Origin of the sequence: Lewinella sp. LCG006 (assembly GCF_040784935.1) — a bacterium.
Lineage (GTDB): Bacteria > Bacteroidota > Bacteroidia > Chitinophagales > Saprospiraceae > Lewinella.
On record NZ_CP160680.1, the window covers coordinates 1,753,564 to 1,772,652 of the forward strand.

A 19,089-nucleotide genomic window follows, 5' to 3' on the forward strand; every position below is an offset into this window, starting at 1 on the left:
CTATAGCAGTCTTCTAGGTTTTATGATGAGGTGCAGCGCACCGTACTATATTCAGCAGGATTATCTACCTTCAATGGTTGGTTTTATAGGACGGTGCGCTGCACCAAAATCGCTAACCTGAAATGGGGAACTTATTATTCGCCGCCCCCCAAGCTTAGCGCAAGCGATAGCCCACGCCCAATCCTAGACCCCAAAGCATCATATCTTTGCTCAGCGTCCCGGTCAGCACCTCTTGGTCTCCGAAGATCAAATAGTTGCCACTAAGCGTCGTTTTCCTGGAAAAGGAAGCATTGAATCCCGCCAGTAATACAAAATTGGAGCGTGGAAAATGGTACGCATAATCCAGGCCAAATTCTGGCGATACAATCAACTGATTATCGGGATTGCTATTCATCTCCGCATCGAAAACATCGATTTGCGTTCCTGAGCTTGGAATGAACCCAAATCCAACCCCGATACCAATAGGCATATAAAAGGTAAAACGTCCACCAAAATTGAAGGACAGCTCGCTTCTTGGGCTGATCGGCAACTGGTACTTTAGTCCCATCAGCACCGCAGCGTACGCAAGATCAAAATAGGTTACTTCTTGGTTGTATGGCCGGCTGAACCCCCTGTTTAAAAACGCCTCACTCGCTACTACTTGTAAATGATAAGCATCTAGGCCAGCCTCCAAGCCCAGGCTCCATGCGAGGCGCGGATGAAACGACTGGGTATAATTGGCCCGTAGCGCAAACAGATAGGAATCTTCTGATAACACATCAGCTTCATCGGCCTGTGATGCGGAATAATTTCGCTCAAATTCCAGTGCCGGGGTACTGCTCGCTATTACCTTTAAACTGATCACTGCAGGAGGTCTACTATCATCAGTAGCTTGGGCCTGCAAAACTCCGCTTGTTAGCATAATCAGCCCAAAGTAGCTGATTATCCTAAAAGTCAATCTTCTTGAATTCATTTTTTCGCGCGTTTTAAGCTCTATCAATTTGCTAAAATACCGAGAAAAAAATGACCTCACACATTACCCTGGCGTTACCATTATGTTAAACGCTAGAACCAATAAGACCTGACGTTATCGCTTCTGCTCCCAAGCCCAGGCCGTCTTCATAATGTCCTGGATATCGTAACGAGGTTGCCAGCCTAGTTCTCGGTTAGCTTTCTCCGCATTGGCGTAGATCGCAACCACGTCGCCTGCCCGGCGCTCACCGATGCGATAATTAAGCTTTACGCCCGTCACTGCTTCGAAAGCTTTAATAGCTTCCAAGACGCTTACTCCGGCACCAATACCAAGGTTAAAAAGTTCACAATTGCTAGCCTGACGATTTTCACGAAGGTAATCCAACGCCAGCGTATGTGCATGGGCGAGGTCTACCACGTGGATGTAATCGCGAATACAACTACCGTCGCGGGTATCGTAATCATCGCCAAAGACCATCATTTCTTTTCGCTTACCAATGGCCGTTTCGGTGATCACTGGGGCCAGATTGGAGGCAGGGTTAGAGGGTGCTTCCCCAATCAAGCTGCTAGGATGCGCTCCGGCGGGGTTGAAATAACGCAGTAGTACCGCCTGCAATTCGGGGCTTACCCGACAAACATCAAAAAGAATGTCTTCGCACATTTGCTTGGTCCGACCATAGGGCGACTCTGCCTGTTGGCGAGGGGTGGTTTCCGTAACGGGCAATTCTTCCGTATTACCGTAAACCGAGCAAGAAGAAGAGAAGATCAGGTGTTGGCACCCTGTCTCCTCCATGCCTTCGATAACGTGAAGCAGGCTATTGAGGTTATTTTTATAGTAACGAACAGGCTGGTGTACCGACTCGCCCACGTGTTTCAGTGCTGCAAAGTGGATAACTCCCGTGAAAGCTTCTTCTCTAAACAATTGCAGGGTAGCTTCCCGATCCGCTAGATCAATCACGTGGTTTTTTACTTTCACACCCGTGATTTGAGCTACGCCAGCCAGTGCCGATTCATCAGCATTACTAAGGTTGTCTACCGAAACTACATCATAACCGTGTTCAATCAAATCCACGATAGTATGGCTACCGATGTAACCACAACCTCCGGTTACTAAAATTTTCCCTTTGCTCATGTTGTTGTTTTGTTTTCACACCCAGAAGAAAAATCCCGAATACCAGCCACTACGCTAATATTCGGGATGTATAAGAAAGAAGTTCTAAAATTGGGGATTTTATTCCTCGGAGTCAGATGCCCTGTTCTTTTCTTCTTCTTCTTTTGTATTCTGTATCTTATTAAGCAACAGTGCCGCCTTCATCAGGAAGTCGTCGTGGTGCTCAGTGTATTCATTGAAAATCATCATCAGACGAGCAGCATCAAAAGCCGCTGACTTCGGCATCAACTGACGGGCAGCGATTGGGTGCAGCCAGTATTCCAGGTTGTTGGAACGGAGGTAAGAACGATCCATTTCAAAACCAATCACCACCGCCAACTTATTCAAGCTGAAAAGGTAATCCGTTTCCCGGTTGAGGTCTTTCTGAATGTCGATGATCTGGTGACGGCCGAAGTTTACGCCAGCACGCTCGCAAAGGAAGATATCCCGGCGACCATCAAAGACAACGATGTCTTCGAAGCGGTATTTCTTGAAGTTGCGAAGCAAGAAGCTCTTGATGGCCATCTTGGTTGAACGCAAGTTTCTGAAAGCATAAGAAAGATCATGTTCTTCGAGGCGGAAGTTTTCATCAAAGCGGCTCCGCCTACGGGTCCGCATATTGATTACTTCTTTTCCACGGCCGACGGTATGACCTAGTTCATTCGTCTGTGCATACACATTGACGACATCAACGTTGGCACTGTTGACCCAGCTTTCGAGAAAAATTCGGTTAGAGCCTTGTTCAAAAACTAACAAGGAGATTTCACTGATGGCGTAGAAGTTTGGGTACCCTCCGTAAATATTGCCATACTTTAATTCCAAAAATGCGATGTTCCTGTTCACGGTTTGAGGTTGTGTTTCAGTTTACTGTAATTGTTTTCGGGTGTTATTCTGTTGTTCATTTGGTAATGAATATGCAAGGTAGCCAGAAATTTTAATTCCATTAAGTACTTTCCAGCTAAAACTATCCTTACACCTCCTAAACACGGGCAAAAAGATAAGGATTTAAAGGACAAATTGCCCGTTTTCATAAATTTTTTCCCCGTTTGCGTAGATTTCTCCACCTTTTGTCATGTCGGCTATCATATCCCAGTGGACTGTCGACTCGTTCTTACCCCCGGTCTGAAGATAGGATTGCCCGATGGCCATGTGGATGGTTCCGCCTATTTTTTCATCAAAAAGAATATTCTTGGTGAATCGGTCGATGCCATAATTTGTGCCGATAGCTGCTTCGCCGAACCTCCGTGTACCAGGGATTTGAAATACCCTATCCAGCACCTTCTGGCCTTGCTTGGCTTCCCACTTGTCAATGTAGCCATCTTTCACCCATAGGGTTACGCCCTGCACTTCTTCTCCTTGATAAATCGCAGGATAATCAAAATGCACTACGCCATTAACGGAATCCTCCACAGGCGAAGTATAAACTTCTCCGCTGGGCATATTGGTTTGCCCATCAGAATTCATAAAGATCCGCCCATCGGTACGATAGGTAATGTCAAAAAGTGGACTCCGGTAGCGGATTTCCTGGCAGACATTGAGGTGATCGACAATGCGTTGTTGATTCTTGCGTACCTGCAACCAGCTTTCGATAGGATCTTCGTCGTAAAGACGGCAAGCTCCGTAGATAAAGTCTTCGTATTCTTCCAACGACATTCCTGCTTCCTGAGCAGCAGCTTGAGTCGGAAACTGGCAAAGATTGCGCTTTAAAGAACGGTCTGCGGTACGTTTAAAATAGGTCTTCGAGAGATCTGCTAGCGCCTCCTGGCGAATTTCTCGCCGATCTGGATCAATTTGCTGCCCCTCTCGTAAATTGAAGGGCGCACGGATATAGAGATAAGCGTCAAACTCCTCCATCGCCTGGCGATACAGGGGCGAAACATACTGGAGTTGTTCGTCATTGGCCGTTTCCAAAAAGATTCGGTTCTGCTCTCTGAACTCCAGTTCGTATTCTACGTGCGCTCCCACTCGAACCGCCTCGCGATAAACTTCTCGGAGCAAATCCTCGGCGAGTGTAGTTGTTCTGATGTATAGGCGCTCTCCTGCTTTCAGCTCCAGGCAATAATTCACAAGGAGTCGGGCGTAGCTTTGTAGTATGTTTTTCATTTTATCCGGGTGGTACTAGAACTATAAAAACAACAGCAGTACGGCTACCATTGTTTTGCAATGTAAGGATAACGGATATGATATTGTGCCTTTACCATTTCCATCATTTTACTACGCAAAGTTTCAATATTTTCTTTAGTAATGGCTGATACCAATACACTTTCCTGTTCAAATTGTGCTTCCAGGCGTTGTTTCAACCCCGCTTCAATTTCCTCCTTTACCTCATCATCAACGTAGAGATCGTAGTTCTTTTCGCGGTACAGATCCACTTTGTTGAAAACCATTAGCGTAGGCTTTTCGATGGCCTCCAATTCTTTCAGGGTCTCGTTGACGGTTCTGATATGGTCTTCGTGCTGGGGGTGCGCCAAATCGACCACGTGCAGAAGGATGTCGCTTTCGCGAACTTCATCCAGCGTAGACTTGAAACTCTCTACCAGGTGGTGAGGCAATTTACGGATAAACCCTACGGTATCAGACAAGAGGAAGGGCGTACGATCAAAAGCCACTTTGCGTACCGTGGTATCCAGTGTTGCAAAGAGCTTGTTTTCTGCAAACACTTCTGATTTGGTCAGCAAATTCATGATGGTACTCTTGCCCACATTGGTATAACCCACCAGGGCTACGCGAATCAACTCCCCACGGGTTTTGCGTTGGGTCTCGTTCTGCTGATCAATTTTTTCCAGTTGTTTCTTAAGCTTCGAAATTTTGTCGCGAACAATACGACGGTCGGTCTCGATTTCTTTTTCACCGGGTCCACGCATCCCGATACCTCCACGCTGGCGTTCCAAGTGGGTCCATAGTCCTCGCAGTCGGGGCAGGAGGTACTGCATCTGCGCGAGCTCTACCTGGGTTTTGGCTTGAGCCGTTTGTGCCCGGCGGGCGAAAATATCCAGAATAAGCGAAGAGCGGTCGATGATTTTTACCTTCAGTTCTTCTTCCAGAATATTGGTTTGTTTCCCCGAGAGGTCATCATCAAAAATGACGGCCGTGACATCTTCGTGGGTTTCGATATAAGCGGCGATCTCTTCCATCTTTCCTTTCCCCACAAAAGTTCTGCGGTTGGGATGATCCATTTTCTGAATAAATCGCTTAATGGTTCTGGCCCCTGCCGTGAGCGCCAAAAACTCCAATTCATCCAAATACTCCGTAATCATATCCTCCGTCTGGTCACGCGTAACCAAACCGACAAGAATAACCTGCTCTTCTTTTTCAGCCAGCCCCTTCTGTTGCGAAGAAGCGCCTACATTCCATCCCTGCTGTTCCATAATAATCTTCTTTTTAATCAAAGTGCTCTCCCGACGAAGGGTCGGGTGAACACTAATACGCCCTTTTGTCTTTGCCTTCCATAAAGTACATAAACGATTTGTTGACGACACGGTTCCCGCCAGGGGTTGGATAATCACCGGAAAAGTACCAGTCGCCGCTATTGCCTGGGCAAGAAGCTCGCAAGTCTTCGATCGTTTGGTAAATAACCTCTACTTTAGGCTTAATGTCAGGAGGCGTGATAATTTCTGCAATTTTAGCAGATACTTCCTCGTAGGTGAACTCTTCGTAGAGGGCCTTGACCTGATTGGTCATTTCTTCCTTGGGCAATTGCTCCTGTGCTTTGCAGCGTTCGTAACATTCCTGCAAAAGGTGTTCTTTTTTGTTTTCTTTTAACAAAGCCACCAAGGCCCGAAAAGCCACAAATTCGTTCATCTTCGACATATCAATACCGTAACAATCAGGGTATCGAATTTGTGGTGCCGAAGAGACCACAATTATTTTCTTGGGTCGCAAACGAGAGACAATCTGGATAATACTGTCGCGCATGGTCGTTCCCCGCACAATCGAATCATCCATCAACACCAGGGTATCTTTTTCGTTTTCCACGATGCCATAAGTCACATCATAGACGTGCGACACCATGGCTCCCCGCGAAGTCGTATCTGCAATAAAGGTACGCACCTTAGCGTCTTTGACCACGATTTTTTCTACCCTCGCTCTCGTATTCAGTATTTTCTCCAGCTTTTCCGGGTTGATATTTTTTCCCATATCCGCGATCTTCTCTGCCTTGAGCACATTCAACTCATTTTCCAGGCCATCGACCAGGCCGTAGAAAGCGATCTCTGCGGTATTGGGAATAAAAGAAAATACCGTCCGCTTGAAGTTGTTTTTAACGCTGTTCAACACTGCTTTGGCCAAACGACGGCCCAATTCCTTGCGCTCCAGGTAAATGTCACGGTCATTGCCACGGCTAAAATAAATTCGCTCGAAAGAGCAACCCAGCTTTTCTCCCGGATCGGTAAAAGGAACCACCGAAGTAGTACCATTGCGCTTGACGATCAAGGCATGCCCGCGCGGGATTTCCTTCACTTTACTGATGTGTACATTGAGGGCTGTCTGGATAGCTGGCCGCTCACTGGCAGCCACCACAATTTCTTCATCCTGATAATAATACGCCGGACGAATGCCATTGGGGTCGCGCATCATGAAAGCGTCGCCGTGACCAATGAGACCACTCATCACATAGCCGCCGTCAAACTTCTTACTGGCTCGGCGTAGCAGTCGCTGCAAGTCGAGTTTATCAAAGATGAGGTCATTGATTTCCCGATTGGTATAACCATCCGATTTGAACCAGTTGAACAGGCGTTGTACTTCATCGTCCAGAAAATGGCCGATCTTTTCCAATACCGTTACGGTATCACTGATCTCCTTGGGGTATTGCCCCAGCTCCACCAGTTCCTGGAACAGCTCATCCACGTTGGTGAGGTTGAAATTGCCCGCCAGGATCAGGTTACGGGGAATCCAGTTGTTTTGCCGCAAAAACGGGTGGCAGGTTTCGATACTGTTATCGCCGTGCGTTCCGTAGCGCAAGTGCCCCATGAGTAATTCGCCCGTATAGGGTAGGTTCGCTTTCAGCCACTCCCCGTCGGCCAGTTGCTCGGGCGTTAGTTTCGTGAAGCGTTCGAATACTTTTTCAAACAAGTCATCAAGGTAGTTGGAAGCATTGCTCCGTTTACGGCTAATGTACTTGTGCCCCGGCTCGATGTCCAGTTTTAGCGTCGCCAGACCAGCGCCATCCTGGCCGCGATTGCGCATCTTCTGCATCAACAATTTCAGCTTATTGAGGCCGTAGAGGGAAGTACCATACTTGTCCTGGTAAAAAGAAAGGGGCTTGCGGAGCCGAATCATGGCTATACCGCACTCGTGTTTGATTTGCTCGCTCATGTGGAGGGATATACAGAAATTTCCTGCAAAAATAGGAGAATAAAATCAGCTTAGACTAGGATAAACGCTATGAATGTGAAAAACGTTGTGGTTAGACCAATTCATAGTTGGTGCTTCAACCTCCTGAACGCAAAACCTACAGCTTCCATACTCCCAAGCAAGCGCCCATGCAAATGCCTAAACTAGCCAAACAAAGACAACAATTACTCATCCTCCCACGTGAAATTTGGCTAGTCTTTTTTTGATGGATATAGCTACTCATGAAATAAGTTCAAACGAAATGAAGTAAAACAAGCCTGACCACCGCAATTTAAGTTTTACGTTGAAAAAGCGATTATTCTACGCATTTTTTGCGTCGATTAAGGGTTGTTTTCTACGCATGGCTCACCATTCTTCTCAGCATCCTTCTAGCAATACTCTAAACAGAGAGACTGCGTATTGCATCAATCGCTTGTTCTGTAAGTTAGCTTATCTCTATGCGGATAACTTAAACTTCAATTCGTTCTTAACCTTTTTATATTCTTCTGTTCTCTTTTCATCATTTCGCTTTATTTCTTCTTCCAGTTTTCTTGAATGCAGCTTATACCAATAAGTAGCTGGAATCATTTTCCCGCTATGCTGCTCTAACCTATACATCAAGTCGACATTAGGATGCTCTCTATCGTTAAGTATTCTACTTAGAGTTGTTTTATGAATACCTACATCCGAAGCAAAGTCTGCCATATTTCTCTTTAATAAGCTTATATATTTTCTCAACTGATTTGAAAAAGAATACTCTTCAAGAAAGAGGTGCTGATTAAAGTAATCTTTCATCAAGTATTTGGTTCTTAAGAGCTCTCCTTGAAGAACCTGTTCATCTGACATATTCTTTAGAAGTTCGAACCTGATTCTTCTAAATTCTTCATCAGCTTCAGCTTGTTCAGCATCATTCATTGTGCTTCTGAAGACAAAGCTCTCTGCGATTTCTTCATCAGAATATTTTTTTCGTAAATCTTCGTAGGTAGGTTCTTTTTCTTTACTCATCTTTCAGATATTTTTCAACAAGAATTTGTGATGCAGTTCCTTCTATACCTAAATAACGTCCGTATTGACGAAAGCCATATTTATCTTGGTAGTGATCAATTAATCTTGTCTTAGGTGTTAAAGAAACGAATCCGTAGTAGCCTTTTTTTATCGCAATTTCTGCCGCAAAAGCAATAAGGCAACCAGCTATATTATCAATTTCTTTGGTTTTTCCTTGGTGACGTGCTTTTACTTCTAGTAAGTTTAGATGTATCCTATATTCATCCTTACGATCCACAAGAGACATCAATCCAAGTACCCCTTTTTTATCGGAAACAAGGTATATTTTATAAACCTCGTTTTCTTTTTCAATCTGCCAATCAAAAGAAAAGCCGGTGTCTTTCTTTATTGATTTGTACTCTTTCTTTGATAGCTCTGAAATTTCGGCCTCTAATTCTTTACCAGACGGCAAATGCTTTAACTTCATAAACTCCTGTTCTTGTACACGAATATACGAAACATAGTTTATTAAATCAATAAACAAACATTGGTTATTTCTCTATCTTCTGTTTTCTACTAAAGTCTTCCTCACAACTTTTTCCTACCGCAACAACAACACCTCCCCCGTTTCCGTCCTGACATTGCCCACCAGATCAATCCACTCCACAAAATAGACGTAGTTGCCAGGGGCGGCTAAGGCTTCGTTGAACCGGCCGTTCCAGGTGTTTTGGTGGTCGTTGGTGACCAATAGAATCCCCACCCCACAAAAAAACCGGCCCCCACAAAGCGGAGGCCGGCCGACGGTGTTAAAACCCATTCCACATCGGTTTACACCTAATTGTACACGAAATGTACAGATGAAAAAAATTACGTCTTTAAAGAGATTTGTCCCCAAATCTCGTACAGGGATTTCTGGTAGAAAGTAGAGAGATGAATACCTACTAGTAGCAACTTCCCTCTACCCTCTACTCAATATCTATCTACCGGCGCGGCACGCGCTCCTCCTACTCCAAGATCACCATTTTCTTCGTGGCTGCGTACTGGTCGGTTTCCAGTTTGTAGTACAGCAGGCCGCGGGCGGCGATGTCTTGGGCATCTACCAGTATTTGGTTGTAGCCGGCGGTGTAGTATTGCTGGTAGGCGCGTACTACTTTGCCGTTGGTATCGTAGATCGTCAGGGTTACTTGTCCGCCTTCGGGGATTTGGAAACCGATGATGGTCTGGTCACCGAAGGGGTTGGGGCGGTTTTGCTCCAGGAAGAACCCGTCTGCTGATTTGGCTGCTGGCGCAAAATTCAGGCCTATTTCGCGCAAGCTATCGTCGAGGCCGTAGGCTTCGGCAGGCAGCATTCGCGAGGTGATGCCGATGCTTTCGCTGAGTCGGCCATCCGCTTGCGCTTTGAAGCGCAGGATGAAGAAGGTCATTTCCTCCTGGCTCAGGTATTGCTCCGTCTGGCTGGCATCCCAGCTGATGGTCAGGATACCGCGGGCGGCTTGTTCCTGGTTGACGTGAGCAGGCTGAATCTGGCTCCATTCAATGTTCTCCAGGGCAATCTTTCCGGGATCAAATTGGAGGGTAAACTGGAAGCCTTGCACTTCGTCGGCCAGGTCGGCGGCGGTAAACACGGCTTCAATGGTTTCTCCTGCTGCAAATGCGTGCTCCTCGGTTCGCAGATAGTAAGTATTGCCTGCCGCACGCTCTTCCCCTCCGTCGTTGAGGTTGGCGTGTACGTTGCCGTTGATGTCTCCCACTTTCACTGCGATGAAGTCGGCACCGTAGACGTTGTTGCTCAACATCGGAATACCTACCGTTTCCGGGAACGTCTCCTCCCAAGGGTTGGCTTGGTTGGGGAAGTTGTACGCCGCATCCACAAAACGCCAGCTTTCGTTGTTGGGGAAGCCTTGGGTGATCCCCAAAATAGCTTTCCGCAAATGCACCAGGTCGAGCGTAGTGATGGTGTTGGAGTGGTTGATATCCGCCGCAATCATTTTGTACGGAGAATCCAGTGGATCGACCCCAAGAATATGCTTGGAGATGTAAATGATATCAATCGTTGACACGCCATTCAAATAATCATCAGCACTGTAAGGCTGGATATTGTAGCCTTCCTGCGTGGCCAACTCAAAGTCGTAAAGACCATCGCTTTCCGTCATCATCATATCGTAGGCCATGTCTTCCCTTGGGCTCACTTCTACCCCGGAAACGGGCACGCCTTCTTCCGTAATGATCAGGCCCGAAACGGTCCCCATTAGCGTGGGGGTACTACAAAGACCATTGTTATCTTGTACTTGCAGCAAGGCGTCACACGTCGTATAGTTTGGCCCACCTACCGTGCCGTCGGGTTGTACAGCCGTTGGGTTGAAAGCGCTGTCCCACTGGTAAATCCTTACCGGAAGAAAACCGATTTCATCACAAGTCACGACCAATGCCGGGTGATTGGGGAAGGGCACATCGCTACCGTTGTCCAATTGGTCGACACGGTGGATGGTGTAGCGCAGTGGGTCGGAACAATCTTCGCCAACGCTGGCCAAAAACATTTCCGCCGTCACGGCTGCTGCGGCCAGGTCATCGTCGCCGTCGCCGTCAGCATCTACGCCGGGGAGTTGTGGCATCAGCGGCACGGCCATATTGGCATTGCAGAAAAATCCGGCGGCGTTACAATCGACAATGGAGAAATCAACCGTTCTACTTCCCGAGTTCCCACATTGATCATTGGCGGTTATTCGCAAGCGGTGACTTCCCAGCGGGAAGGTACCACTCACCTGATAATTGGGGAAGGTTCCCGACAAGGTAACTGGTGTTGTAAACTGTCCGTTGTTAAACAAAGCCACGGCAGCCGTCAGCGTTGGAGGCGAAGCCGCACAACCATCGGAAATACTAAAACCAATATTTACGCTTCCTTCACAGGCGTTGTTCACCGTACAGAAAGGTGCGGGGGCGGTAGCCGTCACCACTGGAGGGGTCGTATCAATCACTTTTATGACCTGGGTATACGTCCACGAACCATTGCTTTGAATCGTTCGCCAATAGCCGGCTGGGTTAGTGTTTCCATCACAAGTGATCGGGCGGGTACCTGCCGCCGGGAAGCCATTGTTTTGATTGTTATCAGCGTCCAGATAAGTCGTGCCATTAGGGACACGAATCACCCATACATCCTGCATTCCTCCTTCTGCCTGGCAGGCAGCATTCCGTGGTACATCTACAGGCGCAGAAAAACCATCGTATTCACACCAATTGATGATGGAATAAGTACGCATGATTTTGTAACAAGCGCCATTTACCACGTTAAACCGCTGATCGTTGACATTCACAGCAAAGTCATCACAACCAAAGTTATTGATCACCAAGGTATCCGCACCGGGTTCGGCACAATTGCCAATCACATCTTTAGGGAATTTGATCTCATAGTTCGTGTTGGTCGTAATATTGATGATCTGCTGACAACTGCTGGTATTCCCTGCCACATCACTCACTTGGAACTGACGTACAATGGAGCCTAAGCCACAGTTTTGTAGATTTAACTGAGGTGTGAATTCCGCCGTCAGTGCTCCTTGGCAGGCGTCGATTGCCTGTACCGATCCAAACAAGGCAGCTAGCACACTGGTATTTTCCAAATCTGCCCCTTCTGGCAATTCTGAACAGTTGATCGTCACGGGCTGAGGCGCCAGACATACGGGTGCGGTATTGTCGCTAACCACAACTTGCCCCGAACACGTGTTGAAGTTCCCCACAATATCGGTCACCAACAAATCTACCGTTACGGTATCCCCTACTTCACAACAGTAGAGATTTACAAATGGGCCCCAAGGTGTAACACTCGGAGCAGTAGCATTGCAGTTTGCTGGATTGAAATCAAGCGCTCGTCTTACCTGCAAACTTACCGGGCCACAGTTATCAGAACTTCCTTCGTCAATATCTTGCGCCGTGATAACGCCTACCCCATCTCCGCCAAGGGAGATATGAATGAGATCATCACAAGCAGCGGTCGGGATAGCAAAATCTTCAATTCGAAACGGGCACTCGGTCTGTGCGGTATTGCCACAATCATCCGTAGCGATAAAGCGGAAGAAGTGGGTGCCTACGGGTACATTCGGCACAATACGGCTACCATTCGGAGGGATGGTCGCAAACACATTTACCTGGGTCTCATAACCAATCACTTGCCCGAATGGGTTAAGAATGGGCACTTGTAGTTGCGTCACCACTTCGGTTCTCACCGTCCAGCCACTACAATTGTCCGTCACATTAGGCAGTGGCACTTCCAGGGTACCCGTACAACTGGCTCCTTGCGTACCATACACCAAGGTGTCGGGCAAGCCATTCATATCACTATCCGGCGCAGGGCAGCTGATCACTGGCCCCGTACGGTCACCGATGATGATCGTTTGGTCAAACTGAACAAGGGCGGTGTTTCCACAATCATCAAAAACCGTCCACCGGCGGATAAACTGCTCCGTTCCGGTACACACCTCTACGCGAGGTATATCTACATAGCTCGACAGCATATTGCAGTAAACGGGCGCAATATTAAATACTCCTCCAGCGGTAATTACAAAGGGATACCCCGTCAATGTAGGAGACGGATTGCCATTGGGAAGCGCAGGAAAAGTCACATCACAAGCAATATTGAAGGTCTTGGGTGGAAAATTAACATCAGCCATAGTAATTGGCGAAAAGTTGATCTGCTGGGTACACTGGTTGCTATTTCCAGCCTGGTCCGAGACGGTAAATGTCCGGGTAATGGTCGAAGTGCCACAATTCCCTCCATTTGTAAATTGATCGGTAAAAGTCACTGGTGGATTGAGCATACAAGCATCATTGACTACCGGAGCGCCGAGCAGATCTACACTGTTCGGATTATTGATCAAGCCTGGAACGCTGCTACAGTATAAAGGCAACTGAATGGTAGCTGGAACACTGGTAAGGTTATTCACCCGGCCGCTACCTACACTGTAAAAAGCATACTGGTAATTGGCCAGTTGATTGCCATCGTAAGCCATCGTCAGCAAGGTGTAAGGCATTCCCGGTGTGAGCATGACGTGCAAACGGGTCACCGCATCAACGGTGGTGTAATAACCTTCACCATCAGGCAAAGGCTCTCCCACGCCTACGATGCCCTGGCAAGGGCCCTGAAAAGGATTAAAAGCTCCCTGGTAAATACCAAACACCCCGCCATTGGGCAGATCCATGTTCAGCTCAATGGTGTACACATCGGTCTGGTCTACGGTTATTTGCTGCAAGGTATAGTAATGCTGTCCACTCATAGGCGCTACCGCAGCATTGTAGCAAGCGAAGTTGTTTGGTATAAACAGCGATGAGGTATTGGGCAAACTACCATTGAGAAGCTGTACTTCGTTGGCAATTTGCGGCATGCTATTGCCCGGCGGACAACTGATGGTGGGGGCATCTACATCAAAAATATCTATTTGCCCATCACCAATAAATTGGCCTGCTTCTGACATGACGCGCACATTGAGGCGCTCCCCTACGTGGCTACCGTTGACGGTGTTGCCAATATTAATCCCGTTTTGGTCAAAGACGTTGATAATAAAATCATCCAAACACGGATAATCCCCCGACAGCATCATGTCTGGGGTGATCACTGCTTCACAGTCTTGCCCCAAAGTTACATTCACCAGCGCGATGACCGCCGTATTGGGCTGCGCAGGAACAACAACTTCCTTGCTAATGACCGATACACAGCCCGGATCATTGGGGTTGCCCGGCGTCCCTGTCAACGCATCAAAGGTGTAGGTAACGGTATAAGTCCCTGCACCCAATATTTGAGCATTGAAAACGGTAGCAGGCTGGCCTTCTATCGTGAAAGCTCCTACCCCGGCAACACCGTTATTTTGTGCCAACAGCATCACGGGGTTACTGGTAAGACAAATGGTATCCGGCAAGCCCAGAAAATCGACATTGGGGTAATAACAGGTGTTATTAATATTGAGGGTTGTTGACCCGTTATTAAAGCCTACAGCAAAGCCCTGCGCATCAACATGCCGAATCACCAGCCGATAGACGCCAGCACTCACCTCTGACACTACCACCCCCGTTGCAATTGGGGTGGGTGTGGCTGGTGGTGCGGCACTTCCGGCCGAAAAAGCACCTGTATTGCTCGTCAATGTCCAGGTTTCACCCGGTGCACTTACGATGGTAATGGTATCCGTAAACTGACCATCTTCCAAGGTAGTAGCATTGTTCAAACAATGGCACTGTGCTCCGGTTGTAGCGTCCGTCCCCAGAAAAATCGTAGGGGTCTGCGACCAACCGCTTATCGACAATAAAAGCAAAAGGCAAGGCAAAAACAGCAAACGCTGCACACCCGGCCAGAGAAGGTCTTTTTTCGGAGTTTCTTGCACGTGGACGACGCGCAAAACACTTTGCTTTACTTCTTTCTTCATCTTCAGTAGTCTTTCCTGCGAGGGGCCCCGCTGCAAGTGAGCCTGGGACCGCCACTCTTCTTGTTTGCGTTTCATGCTTGGTTGTTTTTGGGTAAGCCAGCAGCTCACCTAATCGTGTTCAATAGAAATGACTGGAATCTTAGCATAGCTTTACCAGGGCTACCAAGTGCATATCACACTCGTAACCAGATTTTTAACCATTAAAGAAAATTTTATTTCTCCTTTATTAGTGGTAAAGCAAAAGGTGTGCCAAAAAAGAAAAACCCGCGTAGCGCGGGTTTCAAGCAAGCAATAGCCTTGGTATTTATATCATCAGTTGGAAGGCACCTTTAAGATTTCTTCCAACGGCAGTGGGTATTGACTGGAACCTTCAAGGTGCCTGGCAATTTACATGATAGGTATTAAGGGGACGGCGAAGTAAGTACTCCGAGGATCAATAGTAAGATGCTGCTAAATCGCCCACTTCAAATACACAGCCCCCCAAGTAAAGCCCCCACCAAAGGCGGTCAGGATGATATTATCACCTTTCTCAAGCTGGTCTTCGTAATCCCACAAGCAAAGCGGGAGGGTAGCGGCGGTGGTATTGCCGTATTTATGAATATTGATCATCACCCGTTCCATTGGGAAATCAGCCATCCGGGATACGGTTTCAATGATGCGAATATTGGCTTGGTGAGGTACCAGCCATTTGATATCGTCGGTCTCTAAGCCATTGGCTTTCATCACTTCGCCAACCACACTGCTCATTCCAGAGACTGCCGCTTTGAATACTGGGCGACCGTTTTGAAAAGCAAAGTGCTCACGTGCTAAAACCGTCTCTACCGACGCTGGCTTCATTGATCCACCCGCTTTCAAATGCAGAAACTCTGCTCCAGAACCATCACTTTTGTGAATGTAGTCTATGATACCGTTGCCACTGGTGTCGGGCTCCAGCATGACAGCACCAGCACCATCTCCGAAGATGATACAAGTCGACCGGTCTGTATAATCAACAATTGACGACATTTTATCGGCACCGATTACGACTACTTTTTTATGCTTCCCATTGGCGATAAACTGCGCACCTACCGTGAGTGCGTACAGAAAACCGGAACAGGCCGCGTTCACATCAAAGCAAAAAGCATTGGTCATGCCTAGTGCATTGGCGATCAAATTTGCAGTATCAGGAAACTGCATATCGGGGGTAACCGTAGCACAAATCACGAGCTCCACCTCTGCAGGATCGGTATTCGTCTTAGCCAACACTCCCTTTACGGCCTCTATCCCCATGACAGAAGTGCCCTGGTTTTCGCCTTTGAGAATGTGTCTTTCTTTGATTCCTGTACGGGAGGTTATCCATTCATCATTGGTATCTACCATCGTTTCCAACTCAGCGTTGGTAAGTACATAGTCGGGTACATAACCCTGAACACCAGTAATGGCTGCACGAATCTTCGACATGATCAATAGTTATCTTTATAGGCTTAAAAACGGGTTCAGCCTAATGCATTGCGTAAAAATCGACGCAAGGTAAGAATATCTCGCTAAAATTCATGAAGGCTAAAACTTAACAATCGAAGGAGTTACGGTTCCTAAGTAATTTGACGGAAATAACTGATTCCATTTTTTCCAACGATTCGCGAATATTTTCACGCAAGCTCCTTTTAGTTACTTGCTTAGAAAATTTTAGCGAATCAAAAATGGAATCAGTTATTTTTGTTCCGTCACTAAAGATTTTACTCTTGGTAAGGTTCGTGCTTATCCAGCTGGTCTTCGTAGTCGTGATACGAGATAGCTAGCAGCCCTAAAAACGTTATAAAGCCATTAAGCGCAATAATGAGGAATCCGAATTTAAACCCATAAAGTAAGTCCGCAGAGTAGCTGTCAATAAAAAAAGACAGACAAGGTGCGAGTAAACAAACCAGAATAACCAGGTTAACTTTTCGTAGAAAAGGTGGGAGTTTTTCGCCCCATTTATAGGTACCAAGGTCAAGTACTTCCCGAATTTTAAGGTTGGTCGTCATGCCAAAGGTAAACAAGCCCAACAGCGGTCCATAAGTATAGCCGGCAGCTGTGAATAACTGCTTGATGACCGCATCGTTGTTCAAGGCATTGAAAATAAGAATTACAATAAGCAATACCCCGGAAAAAGCAATGTGCACCAAAAAGCGTGTCCGCTTTTGCGCAGCCTGCACTTCTTCGTTCTCTTCTTGTTTGCCAAACCCAAGAAAATCTACACAAAAAGAAGTCGTCAATGCCGTCAGTGCAGAATCAGCACTAGAATAAGCAGCAGCAATCAGGCCAATAATAAACAGGATACCAATATATGGAGACAGATTCTGAAGTGCGATCAAAGGATATAACTTATCCGTGCTGGCTGGAATATCAATGCCTACCTGGACGGCGTAGATGTAAAGCAAAGCGCCCAAAGAAAGGAAAAGAATGTTGGCAAAGAACAGCACTATACTGAAGGTAAACATGTTCTTTTGAGCATCGCCAATACTTTTACAACTGAGGTTCTTTTGCATCATATCCTGATCAAGACCAGTCATCACGATGGTAATCAAAGCACCAGCTAAAAATTGTTTCCAAAAATTATATGGATCACTCCAGCCTCCTTCAAAGAAAAATACTTGACTGTAATTGCTATTAGACACCATTTCCACCAAACCAGAAACATCGGTTTCCAGCGCCTGCCCAATACCCAATATTGTTAAAATTACAGCAAGGAGCATAGAAAAGGTCTGCAAGGTATCCGTGTAAACAATGGTTTTGATACCTCCCCGAAAAGTGTAGATCCAAATCAACAGAATGGTCGCAAGTACGGTCACCGGAAAAGGAATACCAAAAGGGTTCATGACAAACTCCTGTAAAACAATCGCTACGAGATAAAGTCGGAAAGATGCACCAATGATCCGCGACACCAAGAAGTAGAAAGCACCAATTTTATAGGAATAACGCCCAAAACGTTGTTCCAGAAATTCATAAATTGAAGTAAGTCCTAAGCGGTAATACAAGGGAAGTAAAACGGTAGCAATAACCGCATACCCCAACAAATACCCCAGCACCATTTGTAGGTAGGCAAAACCCTGTGTTTTTCCCGTATGGGCATCTACTTCCCCTACCCACCCAGGAACAGATATAAAGGTAACTCCAGACAGGCTTGCACCAATCATTCCAAAAGCCACTAAGAACCAAGGGGATTTACGGCCCGCCAAGAAAAATGTCTCATTGCTATTTTCCCCCTTACTGGTAAAATAGGAAATAAGAATTAGCACCAGGAAATAGCCGGTGATAATGCTAATGATAACGGTTGGTGTCAAAGTTTGTACCATAGTATGAAAGCTGGATGCAGGTAAACTGCACAGGCAAAGATATAAAAATCCGGTAGCCGATGAGTATTCACCAAAAAAAACCGGCACGACGCTCAGTGAGGTCATGCCGGTATACGATTGGGTTGTGGTGCAAAAGGAAAAGTGTAATGGATCTCGGTGTTTAAGACAAAATTGGTTTTGTGGGGGTGTTATACAGGGTGTTGGGTTATAATGGGATCTCTTGGAGACGGAGAAAAAATAGTTTTATTTCCGTCAAACTACTTGTAGGTGTGGGTTAGAACAAAGGGTTCGTAATGCATTGGTTAATCGCCCCAGCTCAGGCCAAAACGCATTTCTACCTGGGCAAAAGGAGCCGACAAATCGCCACTGGTGAGGTCAAATTTATCGCTGCTACCCACAAAGCGGTAGCCTCCTTCAAAACCTAGACGAAACCATTGGAAGACATTGAATTCGAATCCAGCAGAGGGCTGAAAAACAAACATTCTATCGTTCTGGTTATTTTCGGTGTTGGTGACTTTACCCGTACCGGTAATAAAGGTAAAGCGGGGGTGGATCATTTTTATTGAATTAGGCGCAATTCCGACGACTGGGCCGTGGTACCTGAAGTTGTAATTGGGATCGCTATCATTGACTGCAAATTTGTCGCGGGTCTCGTAGCCGCCCCAACCAATAAAAAGGTCACGGCCAAATTCAACACCGCCGTAACCTCCTCGGATCAGCGTCCAGTCGTCTCCATTAAAGCTGGCGAAGTTATACGCTGCAGAGCCCCAGGCTCCAGATAAGCTGAGATTGGTTTTGTTGAAAAGGGTTTCTTCAGACTGGGCAGTCAAACCAGTAAAGGCCAAAAGGCAAATGACTACAATTTGCAAGGATTTCATGTCGGGCTGTTTTTGTGGGTGATAAAGATTTTTCGTTTCAATACCACGAATATACGCGGAGGTCACACACCGCGCCA

13 protein-coding genes are annotated in these 19,089 nt (G+C 46.7%); all 13 read right to left on the reverse strand.

Translation table 11 applies throughout. The features are described from left to right. Nucleotides 1–154: 154 nt before the first annotated feature. The 13 genes from AB0L18_RS05860 to AB0L18_RS05920 all read right to left on the reverse strand — a co-directional run bounded on the left by AB0L18_RS05860 (nucleotide 155) and on the right by AB0L18_RS05920 (nucleotide 19,012). Complete coding sequence (locus tag AB0L18_RS05860; RefSeq protein WP_367391647.1) at nucleotides 155–952, reverse strand: hypothetical protein; 798 nt, start codon at nucleotides 950–952, stop codon at nucleotides 155–157. Between the two features lie 114 nt (nucleotides 953–1,066). Then, complete coding sequence (galE, locus tag AB0L18_RS05865) at nucleotides 1,067–2,083, reverse strand: UDP-glucose 4-epimerase GalE (RefSeq protein WP_367391648.1); 1,017 nt, start codon at nucleotides 2,081–2,083, stop codon at nucleotides 1,067–1,069. A 99-nt stretch (nucleotides 2,084–2,182) separates the two neighbouring features. After that, nucleotides 2,183–2,944 carry a hypothetical protein gene (locus tag AB0L18_RS05870; RefSeq protein WP_367391649.1) on the reverse strand — a complete coding sequence of 254 codons (762 nt, stop codon included), beginning with the start codon at nucleotides 2,942–2,944 and terminating at the stop codon, nucleotides 2,183–2,185. Nucleotides 2,945–3,106: 162 nt separating this feature from the next. Next, nucleotides 3,107–4,204: an aminopeptidase gene (locus AB0L18_RS05875; protein ID WP_367391650.1), complete on the reverse strand. Its 1,098-nt coding sequence runs from the start codon at nucleotides 4,202–4,204 to the stop codon at nucleotides 3,107–3,109. 44 nt (nucleotides 4,205–4,248) lie between these two features. Next, complete coding sequence (hflX, locus tag AB0L18_RS05880; protein ID WP_367391651.1) at nucleotides 4,249–5,469, reverse strand: GTPase HflX; 1,221 nt, start codon at nucleotides 5,467–5,469, stop codon at nucleotides 4,249–4,251. A gap of 52 nt (nucleotides 5,470–5,521) precedes the next feature. Continuing rightward, nucleotides 5,522–7,414: an amidophosphoribosyltransferase gene (locus tag AB0L18_RS05885; protein ID WP_367391652.1), complete on the reverse strand. Its 1,893-nt coding sequence runs from the start codon at nucleotides 7,412–7,414 to the stop codon at nucleotides 5,522–5,524. Between the two features lie 474 nt (nucleotides 7,415–7,888). Then, the gene (locus tag AB0L18_RS05890) at nucleotides 7,889–8,437 is read right to left on the reverse strand and encodes a helix-turn-helix domain-containing protein (protein WP_367391653.1); all 549 of its coding nucleotides are present in this window, start codon (nucleotides 8,435–8,437) and stop codon (nucleotides 7,889–7,891) included. Further along, on the reverse strand, nucleotides 8,430–8,960 hold the full coding sequence (locus tag AB0L18_RS05895; protein WP_367391654.1) for a hypothetical protein: 531 nt from the start codon (nucleotides 8,958–8,960) through the stop codon (nucleotides 8,430–8,432). Before AB0L18_RS05895 ends, AB0L18_RS05890 begins: the two co-directional genes overlap by 8 nt. Before the next feature lie 57 nt (nucleotides 8,961–9,017). Beyond that, the gene (locus AB0L18_RS05900; RefSeq protein WP_367391655.1) at nucleotides 9,018–9,233 is read right to left on the reverse strand and encodes a hypothetical protein; all 216 of its coding nucleotides are present in this window, start codon (nucleotides 9,231–9,233) and stop codon (nucleotides 9,018–9,020) included. Nucleotides 9,234–9,420: 187 nt separating this feature from the next. Beyond that, nucleotides 9,421–14,895: a T9SS type A sorting domain-containing protein gene (locus AB0L18_RS05905; RefSeq protein ID WP_367391656.1), complete on the reverse strand. Its 5,475-nt coding sequence runs from the start codon at nucleotides 14,893–14,895 to the stop codon at nucleotides 9,421–9,423. Nucleotides 14,896–15,270: 375 nt separating this feature from the next. Next, the gene (locus AB0L18_RS05910) at nucleotides 15,271–16,260 is read right to left on the reverse strand and encodes a beta-ketoacyl-ACP synthase III (protein ID WP_367391657.1); all 990 of its coding nucleotides are present in this window, start codon (nucleotides 16,258–16,260) and stop codon (nucleotides 15,271–15,273) included. A 275-nt stretch (nucleotides 16,261–16,535) separates the two neighbouring features. Beyond that, nucleotides 16,536–18,134, reverse strand: coding sequence for a sodium:solute symporter (locus AB0L18_RS05915; RefSeq protein WP_367391658.1), 1,599 nt, complete (start codon nucleotides 18,132–18,134; stop codon nucleotides 16,536–16,538). Nucleotides 18,135–18,436: 302 nt separating this feature from the next. Continuing rightward, the gene (locus AB0L18_RS05920) at nucleotides 18,437–19,012 is read right to left on the reverse strand and encodes a hypothetical protein (protein WP_367391659.1); all 576 of its coding nucleotides are present in this window, start codon (nucleotides 19,010–19,012) and stop codon (nucleotides 18,437–18,439) included. Nucleotides 19,013–19,089 lie beyond the last annotated feature (77 nt).